Below are 13,166 nucleotides of genomic sequence, written 5' to 3'. Positions count from 1 at the left end.
CAGAGCTACGTGGTGTTTGGCAGGAAGGGGGGTTTTGATGCCCAACTCAACCTCTCCACCCTCAATGGCACTAATGGCTTTGCCATCAACGGCATTAATGCACTTGACAACTCAGCCTCCTCTATCAGCAGTGCGGAAGACATCAACGGCGACGGCATCGCTGACCTGATTATCGGGGCACCAGGCGCCAACCCCAACGGCTCCGATTCAGGGCAGAGCTACGTGGTGTTTGGCAGGAAGGGGGGTTTTGATGCCCAACTCAACCTCTCCACCCTCAATGGCACTAATGGCTTTGCCATCAACGGCATCAATAAAAAATATGACAACTCAGGCTGGTCTGTCAGCAGTGCGGGAGACATCAACGGCGACGGCATCGCTGACCTGATTATCGGGGCACCAAATGGCGCAGAATTTCACGGGCAGAGCTACGTGCTGTTTGGCAACCGCGCTCCCGTTCTCGACCTTAACGGCAATTCTTCTGGAATTTATTTTAGCACCACCTTTAGCGGTACTCCCGTCTCCATCGTCGATCACAACTTCACCCTCAGCGATAACAACACTACCCTAGCTGGTGCCACTATCACCATTGCCAATCCCTTAAATGGCGCAGCCGAAAGTCTAAGTGCCACTGCCATCGGTAACATCACTACTACCTACAATGCCACCACAGGCACTCTCACCCTGAGCGGCACAGATACCATTGCCAATTACCGACAAGTCCTCAGCAGCCTTACCTACAACAATACAGCTGCTTCTGTTAACACTAGCGATCGCTTCATTCAATTTGTCGTCAATGATGGGCAACCTTTCAGTAACACCAGTACAGTGGCAAATACTACCTTAAGTTTTAACTTGAAACTCACCGGAACCAGTGGTGCAGATATCCTCACAGGCACATCCGGTAATAACATCATCAAGGGTTTGGCTGGTAATGACAAGCTCACCGGTAACGGTGGTCAAGACAAGTTTGTATTTCGCCCTGGCGATGGTATCGACACCATTACCGACTTTGACGGCGTAGGTAAAGGTTCAAATCCATCAGCAGCCGTGATTGCTCAAGTGGACACGTTGCATTTTACAGGATCGGGCTTAACTGCCCAAAATCTGCAATTAACTCCCAATGCTAACAATTTAGAAGTCACCTTTGAAAATGTGGCTAATACTAAAGTCACTCTACAAAACTTTAAGTTAGAAAACCTGGATAATTTACCAACTTCTGGAGCCAGACCAGCGATAGGCAATATCCTGTTTGATGGACAAACCAGCATCGCCGACAGCTTTGATGTGATTGATGCTAACTCTACTCAAACTAGCATTTTCAACAAAAACACTGTCACCTTCCTTAATGAATTAAACAATAACATCGCGGGTTTTGATAACTCCAATGATGTGATTAATGGTCAAGGAGGTAACGATATTATCAATGGCAACAGTGGCAATGACCTGTTGCGGGGTGGGTCAGGCGATGATATTCTCATCGGTGGAGAAGGTAATGATACTCTTGTGGGTGGTGTAGGCAATAATATTCTCATCGGTGGTGTAGGTGCTGACAGATTCCTTTACAACACCGATGCTGCTTTTGCAGCGACTGCTGTTGGTGTAGATGCCATTAGTGACTTCAAACACTGCGAAGGTGACAAGATTATCTTAGATAAGACTACCTTTAATGCGATCGCTTCTGCTGCGGGAAATGGTTTCAGTAATGCCAGTGATTTTCAAATCACTTCTTCAGCAGAGACTAGCACTGCAATAATTATCTACGATTCTGTGAGTGGGAAGTTGTTCTACAACCAAAATGGTCGCGCGGCGGGTTTCGGCAGTGGCGGTTTATTTGCGACTCTAACTGGTACGCCAACTCTCACGGCATCTGATTTTGTCCTGCAAGCGTAGTTTGCTTAAAACATCGAGTTCCAAGCTTGGAATCTTGAAACTAAATCCTTTATTAACATAACCACAGGGATGAATCACCAGAAAACTCTGGTAGAATCAGGTCGTTGGTTGCTGTATCGGCATAATCTAGAGTTGCTTAAATAGGGTAAAAATCCTTTGCAATTGGATATGCGATCGCCGAAGCAATCTGGAGAAAATTCGATGTATCAAGAAAATCGCTGGAAAGAGACTTTGAATTTTCCCCCTTCCCGCGTCGGGAAGGAGGTTAGGGGGTTAGGTTTTTCCTGGGCTTTTTCACATGACGTCAAAAGCGAGATCCGCAAGAGTTTGCAGTATAGGTAATCTAAAAAAATAATTGGGCAATTTTTAATAACGCGAGGAAAAAAGAGTTTCCCAGTCAATCACAGGCGGTCTTTGTCCCTGGTTAACTATTTCAAAAATTTGTCTCGAACTATTTGGCTGAAAAAGGCATTCTACACAAGCGCTGGCGACATCAATCCGGCTGGCATCACCCGAAAGTGTATCCCCAGTGCCTACCACCACACCGTATTTACCCCCTGTTTTTGCCTTTAAGAGCGTGTTGAGGTCGTATGAGGTATATGGGCCGTCAATAAGGCGTCCTGGGCGGATAATAGTGTAAGGTAATCCTGAATTAATAATGGACTCCTCGCCCTTTTGTTTGGCATCCAACACGCCGAACGCATTAAGAATACTAAAAGGAAACTGATTTTTACGGAGAATTCCACAGGAAGAGACGAAAACGAATCGCTGCAAATTCCGGGGTGCTGCTGCCACTAGGTTGCTGATACCTTGGGCATCGACCTTCGCCGGACTATTCTTTGCTTTTGCTTCACTAGATTTGGGGTTAAGGAAAGTTATTCCCCATTCAATCAAGTTTGGAGGTTTGTCAAACTCCCATCGCGCAGAGGGAAAAGCAGTGGTTCCAGTACAACTTATGATGTGGCTCACACCTTGCGTTGCGGCTGGCAGTGTAGCTGGCTGGCGGATGTCACCGACGGCAATTTCTACTCTCTGGTTAAACATCTCTTCAGCTTTTGCAGCATTGCGTGTCAGGACACGAACTTTCAAGCCTTTCTCTAGCAGCTTGCCTACCACCAGTTGCCCCACTCCACCAGTAGCACCAACAACTAGTACCAAATTTTCAACTGACGTTTCAAAAGAAGTCATAAAGTACCTGTGAGATAGTCTATTGCAGTTCTCAATTGTATGGAATACAGGAGCCAGTCGCGTGGGCGAGCTGGCGTAGGGGCACAGCAATGCTCATTGGTGTCAACTTAAGCCAAAACTCTTTTCAAACCTCGTTTCCAGCCAGAGGCTGGAAATGCAGATCAAAAGCGGCTCTGCCGCAAGTCTTGAGGCGGAGCCTCAACGACGGGCATTCCCAGTCGGAGACTGGGAACGAGACAATCTTAAAAGCTGCTTAGAGACTGGCTTTCACGTTAAGTTGACACCAATGAGCAATGCTGTGCCCCTACCATCTGTTGCATCCCAACAAGAACTGCTATATTGCTAATCTACTAAAAAATGCGATGTCTACGACGGGCGTAGATGCAGCACATCGCTAAAATAGACCCAGATTAAAGATTTTGCTAATGATTGTTGACTCTGTAGCATATAGGCTGAAAACTGGGAATTTTAAGATCAGGGCAAACTCCCTAAATCTAAATCAGCACAGTAGCCAGCACTTGAGGTTTCGAGCCAGGAATGAAAATTAGTCAAAAATTAATTTCGGGTATTCTAGGAATGGTTACTCTCTCAGCAACTATTGGTGCGATTAGTGCCAATCAGCAATTGAAGATGGCTAGGTATCTTGCTATACAAGAGGCTGAAGAAGTTGCGGGACTACTGGGATATTTCGTAAGTCATGAGTTGCAATACCACGAAATGCGATCGCGAGAGGAGTTGCTAGCCCATTTGCAAGAGCATGTTCAAGCACTACATAAGCAACGTCAGCGTGATCTAGAGATTGTAGACCGCAATAAAATCATTCTGGCAGATGTAGTTACTGAAGACATCGGTACGCGATTAGATCACGATCGCAATAATGAAGTTGGTAAAACTATTCACGATGGTATACCAAGAACCTATGTTGAAACCAGTTCTGAGTACCCAAAGGGGATTCAATTGATTGCTGTTGCTTTTAAGACTAGCAACGGTGAAACCTTTGGTGCAGTAATTTTGGAATATACACCGCTTTATGAAGCAGCGCTAGCAATAGCTGATAAAAATATTGTTGTCACCTCGGTCATCAGTTTGGGATGTGGCATATTTGCATTAGCAGTAGGTTATCTGCTCTCTAGAAGTATCTCAAAACCGATTAAACAACTCCAGCAAGCTGTGGTATATCTGGCTGAAGGTAAACTGGATACCAGAGTTAGTATTCGCTCCCAGGATGAGATTGGCGAGTTAGCCACCTCGTTCAACAAAATGGCGGACGATCTGCAACATTCCAGAGTTGAGTTGGTCAATGCCAACGAACAATTACGAGACGAGATTCTTGAGCGCCAACAGGCAGAAACCGAACTTCAGCAAGTTCTGAAAGACCTGCAAAAAACCCAAATGCAATTAATTCAATCTGAAAAAATGTCGAGTTTGGGTCAACTAGTGGCGGGAGTTGCCCATGAAATCAACAATCCGGTTAATTTCATCTACGGCAACCTCCAACACACTGATGATTACACTCAACAGCTGCTGCTGTTAATTAAGCTTTATCAAAATTATTATCCCTACCCAGAGGCAGAAATTCAAAATGCTAACAAAGAAGCAGATATTGAGTACCTAATAGAAGATTTGCCTAAGATATTGTCTTCAATGAAGATGGGGGCTAAACGCATCCGTGAAATTGTTCTCAGTCTACGAATTTTCTCTCGTTTGGATGAAGCTGAGTTCAAAACGGTTGATCTACATGAAGGAATTGACAGTACTCTGTTAATTTTGCAACACCGTCTTAAGGCACAAAATAATCGCCCTGAAATTAAAGTGGTCAAAGAATATGGTGAAATGCCTAAAATTCAGTGTTTTGCAGGGCAAATGAATCAGGTATTTATGAACCTCTTGGCAAATGCAATCGATTCTTTAGAAGAGGGTTTCCAAAAAGAACTTTGTCCAAATCTCTTGATTCGCATTTCTTGTCAACAGGTAAATGAAAATCTCGTGATTCGGATTGCTGATAATGGAGCAGGAATTCCAGAAGAAATCCAGTCGCGTCTATTTGACCCTTTTTTCACCACGAAACCAGTCGGTCAGGGGACTGGTATGGGATTATCGATTAGCTACCAGATAGTTACTGAAAAGCATGGTGGATCTTTGCAATGCATTTCATCACCGGAACAGGGTGCAGAGTTTGTAATTACAATCCCGATTCGACCAGTGAAATCAGCATAATTATCAATAGACATCTCCAGAAATTAAAGATGCCTTATCCAGAATCCTTGTAGAGAGATGTAGCAGTGCTATGTCTCTACATTCTTTTTCACTCCTATGTCTAATCTGCGATCGGTATTCCTCACTGTTTGGTGAATAGCACTTAGAGGGGAAATTGCGCCCGAATTGTTCGGTTCTACCACTATCAACAGTACGCAAATAGCTATAACCTTTTAAGTAGTAGTGAAATGTCTACCCTAGACGCTGTTAGTCACTCTTGAGTTAAGGGGGTGAAAACCTGTGTATAAATGGATATTGCCAAGCTTGAGCGAAATCTTGGCTGAAAATCAATCAAGTGTCGCTGAATGTTCGCCTGCTAAAGCAGAACGGCAGTGGCGTGTCAGCCTCGCAGCGACAGAACATTTGCTATTAAATACTTTAGCAAATCTTTCACCTGCTATAACGCAAGGATTAGTTTTAGCTGCACCAGCACCCTTATTTAGTCAGCCAAAACTGACTCAAAGCTTACAAACAGTAACTTTTTCAGCAAAACCATTTAATCCCTTGGCGCTGATGCCATTTCAGATGCCAGATGCGATCCCAGAGTTGGGCTACGCCAATGCATCTGTAAATGAAGAAATCGCTCCCCATGAATCGGTACTTCCCTTATTACCTGCCGATCCGTTAGGGGCAGAGCAGTTTTGCTTAGTTTTTACAGATAAATTTAGATTAGTGCTGGTTTTAGCAACCCACAAGAACGGTAAAAAAACCTTTTCATTTTCTTTTGAACCAGAAGTAGTGCAGCAGGCTTGGCGATCGCTAGGAGCCAGGGTAATGCTGGCTAATCCAGAATTTTTCGCCCGCCTAGACGCATTAGTAGAACAGTATTCCCCGGTAACACCAGATTACCGCATCATGATTGAGTTTAGTCAGTTGTTGCTTCAGGAATTAACAGAACCAGAAGAGACTAGGGACACTTTACTAGGGACTGGTGACAAGGAGGACAAGGAGAATAACCCATCCCCAATGCCCAATGCCCAATCCCCAATCCCCAAATCCCCAAATCCCGATGTGGAATTGCTCCAAGCTTTCGCTCACGAAGTCCGCACACCTTTAACAACTATTCGCACCATGACTCGTCTCCTGTTGAAGCGGCGAGACTTAGATGCTAGCGTGATTAATCGCTTAAAGATTATCGATCATGAGTGTACCGAGCAAATTGACCGCATGGAGTTGTTGTTTAAGGCAGCAGAATTAGAAACTACTGCTTCAGCAAAATCCTCAAAAACTCAACTCACGCCGATGTCTTTAGATCAAGTGTTGCAGCAGAGCATTCCTCGTTGGGAACAAGCAGCGCATCGGCGGAACTTAACTTTAAATGTTGTTTTACCTCAGCAACTACCAACGGTGGTGAGTAATCCCACGATGCTCGATCAGGTACTCACTGGTTTGATCGAGAATTTCACTCGCAGCTTACCCCCTGGCAGCCATATTCAAGTACAAGTTATTCCGGCTGGAGATCAACTGAAGTTACAATTATCGCCCCAATTCGGGTGCAAAGATTCCAATAAAGCCGCCACACCTGCAAGGCCACCAATTCGGAAAGCTCTAGGTCAACTGCTGATGTTCCAACCAGAAACGGGTACGATTAGTTTGAATATCGCCGCAACCAAGCATTTATTTCAGGCGATCGGTGGAAAACTGATTGTGCGCCAGCGTCCACACTATGGGGAAGTTTTGACGATTTTCCTGCCTTTAGAAGTTACCAATAAGCATAAGCCGGGAGTTAGGAGTTAGGAGTTAGGAGAGACGCGATTAATCGCGTCTGTACAGGAGTCAGGAGTTAAAAATTCATGACTCATTACTCACAAATGATCACTCATTTTCTGTAGCGATCGCTCTTGGGATATCGCCAACACTTGCCAATTGTATTATCTCGTTCTCAGTCGGAGACTGGGAATGCATTCCGAGGGGGCTGCCGCCTCAAGACTTGCGGCAGAGCCGCGATGAGGTGCATTTCCAGCCAGAGGCTGGAAACGAGGTTTTAAAAGGCTTTCACTTTAAGTTGACACGCATGAGCTTTTTCTGTGCCCCTACGAGAAATCTATATGTATCAGGGTTTGTGTGAAATGGTATCACAACTGGTCAATCATTTTCTGTAGCGATCGCTCTTGGGGTATCGCCAACACTTGCCAATTCTAGTGTAAATGTGGAACCTTCAGATAATTTACTTTTTACAGAAATAGATCCGCCAGAGCGTAGCAGCAATTGCTGTACAATTGTTAAGCCCAACCCAGCACCACCATAATCTTCAGTTGCAGCTGTACGCACACGATAAAACCGATCAAAGATTTTGGGAATCTCATTTTCGGCAATACCGATACCTGTGTCGCGGAATTCTAATTGGACATAATCGCCTTGAATACGGGCACGCACCCATACTTGACCACCAATCGGGGTAAACTTAATGCTGTTGTGCAGCATATTGATCACAATTTGCCTCAGACCACCACTCACGCACCAAACAGATGGGAGTTCAGTCGGTACGGTATAGGTTAAGATAATCCCTTTTTCTTGGGCTACAGTTTGATACGTACTGACTACTCCAGGCACAATATCTGAGAGACGCACCGACTCCAAAGCCCTCCCCTCCAAATTGCGTTCTAGCTGCACCAGTTCCAACAAACCACTAATCAGGGAATTTTGTTGATCGCACTGGGTATTTAACATCTGTAAATAACGTTGTCGCTGGGGGGGTTTAAGATTAGGGGAATTCAATAACGAAAGTGCTGTCTTCATGTGCGTTAAGGGTGTACGCAATTCCTGACACATATTTTTCAGGTATTCATCTTTGAGTTGCTCTTTGTTGTGCAGTTCTTGATTTTGCTGCTGCAACTTGGTGCTGCGTACTGCAATGATTTGACGATTAATTTCATCTTGTCGCAGGAGTTGTTTTGCCAATAGTTGATTCATCAGTGCAGCTTGGGGCGCACTTGGACAAATAAAACTAGCAGGTAAAATTGGGGATGATTCTGCCGCGTAGACGCCTGGCGGTGAGGGGGTCGCAGTCTTGGCGCTTGGCGTCGATTGCGACCCCCCGAACCCGAAGGGCTTGTCGTTAGACATCGCTTTTTGGATACCATTTAATACTTGCTGAATTACTCTCCCCTCAACAGTAGTTATAATCAGCAACGGCTGGTTTTTATTAGTATTTACCTTCCCCGATGTCTGATTTTTGTGTTTTTTAAGTGGTCGATGAGCCAAAATTAAACTGCAAAATTGGGGCGATAATACCATCAGAAAGTTTTCCCGTCGCAGTTGGCTATCTGGTGGGAGGTGAATAGAGACATGATGAGAGGATGAGGGGGATGAGGGGGATGAGGAGGCATTTACTCTTCCCTCTCCCTCATCTCCCCCTTTCCCTCTCTCGTCAATCTGGCAAGTATAAATGAGACTAGACGCACCTACTGAGGATTTATAACGCGCTAATTCTGATTGCCAAATTTTATCTGGTGGTAGCTTCACCCATAAAGTTGCTGCAATTTGCTGCTCAATTAGTAAGTCAATTTGCGCTCTCACTAGTGATAGCAGAGTAGCAGGACTGAGGGACAATGGTTTAGGAGGCACTTGCACTCCCATAACCAGTTGATAAACAGACAGTTCCTTAGTCAGAGATACATTCATGAGTCAAGCACAACAAGGATGAACCAAGAAATAATTCTGTTTTCGATTCTCACCTTTATGTGTGCATTTTTTACAAAATCCCCAAGGAAAGAAACATGAACTATGAATTATGGGCAATTTTAATTGTGTGGAATCCACATCTTAGGGTAGCACAGCTCTGCTACCCTTGAAATTAGGCTTGTATGTTCAGTCTTTGGTGTAAAGCGTCGCGTGCGTGTTCTCGGTCGTCAAAATGAATTTTTTCAGTACCAAGAATTTGATAGTCTTCGTGACCTTTACCAGCAAGCAAGACTCCATCACCGGGTTGTGCTTGTAAAATTGCGGTACGAATTGCGATCGCGCGATCGCAAATTACAGTTGTCTGCACTGTATCATCAATTCCCGCCAAAATATCTGCTAAAATCCGTTCTGGGTCTTCAGTGCGGGGGTTATCCGATGTCACCACTGCCACATCAGCTAATTCGGCGGCAATTTTACCCATTATTGGGCGCTTAGTGCGATCGCGATCGCCTCCACAACCAAACACACAAATCACCTTCCCAGGTATAAACGGACGTGCAGCTTTCAGCAAATTTTCTAAACTATCAGGTGTGTGGGCATAATCCACAATCACGCTAATATCTTGGTCAGCACTAATCTGTACCCGTTCCATCCGTCCGGGGACTCCGGGAAACTCCGGTATCACAGATACGAGTAACTGCAAATCTAGCCCTAAGTGTAAAACTGCTCCTATGGCTGCGAGAAGATTTTCTAAATTATATTGTCCAACTAGTGGCGATCGAAAAGCTACCTCACTATGAGGTGTATGTAATATACCACTGACACCATTCGGCTCGTAATTTAAATCACTCATCCATAAATCAGCGCTGTTATCGTTGACACTATAACTCCAAACCCGTTCGGAATCCAACGAAGCAATTAACCGCTTTCCATAGGAATCATCAGCATTAATTATCGCCCGTCCCTTGAGATAATCAGGGCTAAATAACAACGCTTTGGCAGCAAAATAATCTTCCATGTCACGGTGATAGTCGAGATGGTCTTGGGTAAGATTACTGAACACCGCCACCTCAAATTGACAACCCAACACTCTACCTTGCGCCAAAGCGTGAGAACTTACTTCCATCACCCCGAACTCACTACCAGCATTTACCGCCTCTGCTAGCTGCTGTTGCAGTTCTACCGCAAAGGGCGTAGTATGGGCAGCAGTTTGCTCAAAACCTGCCCAACGAGTGTAGAGAGTTCCCATCAAAGCTGTAGCTAGATTAGCTTTAATCAGTAGAAATTCAATTAGATGAGTAGTTGTAGTTTTGCCATTTGTACCAGTCACACCTACCAGCTTGAGTTTTTGTCCCGGATAACCGTAAAAAGCACTGGCTATCTGGGCGCAAGCTTGAGTTATGTTACTTGCACTGATCACCACAGCCTGATTTGTGGCAGGATTTTTCTGTGCAGCTTCGGGAGAGATGATCGCAGCTACGGCACCTGATGCGATCGCACTTTGCCAAAATTCCCCACCATCAACCCGCGTTCCTGGCATCCCAATAAACAAATCTCCCACAATACAAGCATGGGAATTCGTCTTTAAACCCCTAACTTCCACATCCTCAAAAATCGGATGACTAGGCAATTGTTCAACACTATCTACCGCCGTTAGTAATTCCCGCAATTTCATCTTGTGAACCTCGTCACCATCTTAATCTTGCGCTTATTCTGCATTATTTTTTTCTAATTGGCTAAATACTTACTTAACATTTGCTCTAACTGCTGCACACTAGCACGAGGAGAAGGACGCGGCAATAATTTCTCACTCCCTTCCTCTGTGTCCTCTGCGCCTCTGCGGTTCGATAAATAAATTACCGGCACCTCATACTCATATGCAGCAAACCAATCTTCACGAGTCGTAATATCCCTAATTTCCAACTCGAAACTAAGATTTTGGATTTGTTCTAGCTTTTCTTGCAAGCCTTCACATAAATGACAGCCGGGTTTACTGTATAAAATTAATTGCATTGTTTATTTCAGTTGTGGCAAGAAGTATAAGTTTAACGTGAGTTCGATGAACCTCTCCCTCCCAGCCTCCCTCTCCGAAACGGAAAGGGAGGAGCAACGAAAAATTCAGCTTTTTGCTCCCCTCTCCGCGTCGGAGAGGGGCTGCGGGAGAGGTCAAATAAAACTTGTCGAACTCACGTTAAGTTTAGAATAACGAACCGCAGAGACGCAGAGGACGCAGAGAGATGAGAAGAGAAGATTTTAATCTGGGTGAGTATGTTGATCAAATGGCGTTGTTGTTGGATTTGGAGTTAAGAGATGAGTATCGTGATGGTGTGGTGGCAAATTTTGAGAGAATTAGAGCGATCGCTAATCTTGTAAATGAGTTTCCCCTACCAGAGGATATTGAAGTTGCACCAGTTTTTGAACCATGAATGATGCTGTATCAATCGCTGCGGCTGTGCGTGAAGGTAAAGTTAGCGCGGTGGAAGTTACTCAGGCTGCGATCGCCCGAATCGCCGCGTGGGATAATCAACTCAACTGTTTTACGGCTGTGACTGCTGAAACAGCTTTAACAGATGCAGCCCGCATTGACAGGGAAATTTCCCAAGGTAATCATCCCAGAATGCTGGCTGGTGTGCCTTTTGCGGTGAAAAATCTCTTCGATATCGCTGGTTTAACAACTCTGGCGGGGTCGAAAATCAATGCAGAAAATCCAGCAGCAAGCCTTGATGCAACAGCAGTGGCGAAGCTGAAACAAGCGGGTGCTGTGCTGGTTGGCGCTTTGAATATGGATGAATACGCCTATGGGTTTGTGACGGAAAACTGCCATTACGGTGCTACTCACAACCCCCATGATTTACAACGATCTGCTGGTGGTTCGTCAGGTGGTTCGGCGGCGGCTGTTGCTGCTGGGTTAGTACCCCTGACGCTGGGTTCTGATACTAATGGTTCTATTCGCGTTCCGGCGGCGTTGTGTGGTGTTTTTGGTTTCAAGCCGACTTATGGACGCTTATCTCGTGCTGGGGTAGCTTTATTTTCTAGCAGTTTTGACCATATTGGCCCTTTTGCGCGTTCGGTACAGGATATCGCCACAGTGTTTGATGTGCTTCAAGGAGAAGACGATCGCGATCCAATTTGCACAAAGCGTCCACCTGAATTGGTTTTATCACAACTTAAACAAGATATTTCTGATATCAGAATTGTTATTGCAGCTGATTATTTCACCAAAGGCGCAGAACTGGAAGCTTTAGCAGCAGTCCAAAAAGTAGCTGATGCAATAGAAGTCACTGAATACGTAACCATACCAGAAGCACACCGCGCCCGTGCAGCAGCTTTTGTGATTACAGCTAGCGAGGGTGCAAATCTGCATTTGGATAAATTGCAAAGTCATCCTCAAGATTTTGACACAGCGACACGCGATCGCTTTTTGGCTGGGGCGTTAATTCCTAGTAGCTGGTATCTTCAAGCACAACGGTTTAGAAGATGGTACCGCGATCGCATTCGGGAAGTTTTTCAAAATGTCGATGTAATTCTTGCGCCAACAACACCAATTTCCGCACCGCTAATTGGTCAACAAACGATGATTTTGGATGGCGAAGAAATTCTTGTCCGTCCTCATTTAGGGCTATTTACTCAACCATTATCTTTTATAGGTTTACCCGTATTATCAGTACCAATTCAGCGTCAAAATGCCTTACCTTTAGGTGTACAATTGATCGCAGCACCATATAATGAAGCGTTAATTTTACGGGTTGCGGCTGCGTTAGAGGCAAAAGGTATAGTTTCAGCACCAGTGATATCATGTCCGCATAATTACCCCTAAAAAAAGAACCCCTCCCCGCAGGCCGTGTATACACAAGTCAAATTACCCCCCTTAATCCCCCCGATAGAAAGCGACCGTGTATACACAAGTCATGGAATTAGCCAAAACAAAACCTCAAACAGTCTTGACTTTAGTCCCTCTCCTTACTAATTAGTCCCTCTCCTTACTAAGGAGAGGGACAGGTTTTGCGTAGCAGAACCAGGGTGAGGTTTCTTTGGGCTATTCGATAAACCGTTCGCCGAAATAACAAATGGGTTCGCCGAAATAACAAATGGGTTCGCCGAAATAACAAATGAGTTCGCCGAAATAACAAATGGGTTCGCCGAAATAACAAATGGGTTCGCCGAAATAACAAATGGGTTCGCCGAAATAACAAATGGGTTCGCCGAAA

At 44.9% G+C, this 13,166-nt stretch carries 10 protein-coding genes; 6 read left to right on the top strand and 4 right to left on the bottom strand.

The window, feature by feature from the left end:
• On the top strand, positions 1-1,890 hold a 1,890-nt coding region (locus tag V7L05_RS17825), incomplete at its 5' end, for a hypothetical protein (protein ID WP_335165923.1).
• A 366-nt stretch (positions 1,891-2,256) separates the two neighbouring features.
• Here the strand turns inward: V7L05_RS17825 and V7L05_RS17820 are convergent.
• Complete coding sequence (locus V7L05_RS17820; RefSeq protein WP_335165921.1) at positions 2,257-3,078, bottom strand: SDR family oxidoreductase; 822 nt, start codon at positions 3,076-3,078, stop codon at positions 2,257-2,259.
• A gap of 154 nt (positions 3,079-3,232) precedes the next feature.
• Between V7L05_RS17820 and V7L05_RS17815 the strand changes: the two genes are divergently transcribed.
• The 3 genes from V7L05_RS17815 (at position 3,233) to V7L05_RS17805 (ending at position 7,071) form a co-directional block, all read left to right on the top strand.
• The gene (locus V7L05_RS17815) at positions 3,233-3,424 is read left to right on the top strand and encodes a hypothetical protein (protein WP_335165919.1); all 192 of its coding nucleotides are present in this window, start codon (positions 3,233-3,235) and stop codon (positions 3,422-3,424) included.
• 191 nt (positions 3,425-3,615) lie between these two features.
• The gene (locus tag V7L05_RS17810) at positions 3,616-5,295 is read left to right on the top strand and encodes a sensor histidine kinase (protein WP_335165918.1); all 1,680 of its coding nucleotides are present in this window, start codon (positions 3,616-3,618) and stop codon (positions 5,293-5,295) included.
• Between the two features lie 279 nt (positions 5,296-5,574).
• Complete coding sequence (locus tag V7L05_RS17805; protein WP_335165917.1) at positions 5,575-7,071, top strand: sensor histidine kinase; 1,497 nt, start codon at positions 5,575-5,577, stop codon at positions 7,069-7,071.
• Between the two features lie 348 nt (positions 7,072-7,419).
• On the opposite strand, the gene V7L05_RS17800 is transcribed toward V7L05_RS17805, so the two are convergent.
• The 3 genes from V7L05_RS17800 to V7L05_RS17790 all read right to left on the bottom strand — a co-directional run bounded on the left by V7L05_RS17800 (position 7,420) and on the right by V7L05_RS17790 (position 10,971).
• Entirely contained in the window at positions 7,420-8,958 is a 1,539-nt protein-coding gene (locus V7L05_RS17800; RefSeq protein ID WP_335165915.1) for a DICT sensory domain-containing protein, read from the bottom strand.
• A 172-nt stretch (positions 8,959-9,130) separates the two neighbouring features.
• A complete protein-coding gene (locus V7L05_RS17795; RefSeq protein WP_335165914.1) occupies positions 9,131-10,633 on the bottom strand; it encodes a UDP-N-acetylmuramoyl-L-alanyl-D-glutamate--2,6-diaminopimelate ligase in 1,503 nt (500 codons plus the stop codon).
• A gap of 53 nt (positions 10,634-10,686) precedes the next feature.
• The gene (locus V7L05_RS17790; RefSeq protein ID WP_335165913.1) at positions 10,687-10,971 is read right to left on the bottom strand and encodes a glutaredoxin family protein; all 285 of its coding nucleotides are present in this window, start codon (positions 10,969-10,971) and stop codon (positions 10,687-10,689) included.
• A 224-nt stretch (positions 10,972-11,195) separates the two neighbouring features.
• Between V7L05_RS17790 and V7L05_RS17785 the strand changes: the two genes are divergently transcribed.
• Together V7L05_RS17785 and V7L05_RS17780 are read left to right on the top strand one after the other, a co-directional pair.
• Positions 11,196-11,384: a DUF4089 domain-containing protein gene (locus tag V7L05_RS17785; protein ID WP_335165911.1), complete on the top strand. Its 189-nt coding sequence runs from the start codon at positions 11,196-11,198 to the stop codon at positions 11,382-11,384.
• The gene (locus V7L05_RS17780; RefSeq protein WP_335165910.1) at positions 11,381-12,775 is read left to right on the top strand and encodes an AtzE family amidohydrolase; all 1,395 of its coding nucleotides are present in this window, start codon (positions 11,381-11,383) and stop codon (positions 12,773-12,775) included. Before V7L05_RS17785 ends, V7L05_RS17780 begins: the two co-directional genes overlap by 4 nt.
• Positions 12,776-13,166: the final 391 nt, after the last annotated feature.

It is taken from the genome of Nostoc sp. (genome assembly GCF_036917755.1).
Classification (GTDB): domain Bacteria; phylum Cyanobacteriota; class Cyanobacteriia; order Cyanobacteriales; family Nostocaceae; genus Nostoc.
The sequence above is the reverse complement of the archived record's forward strand: the minus strand, read 5'-3'. Positions and strand labels throughout refer to the sequence as shown.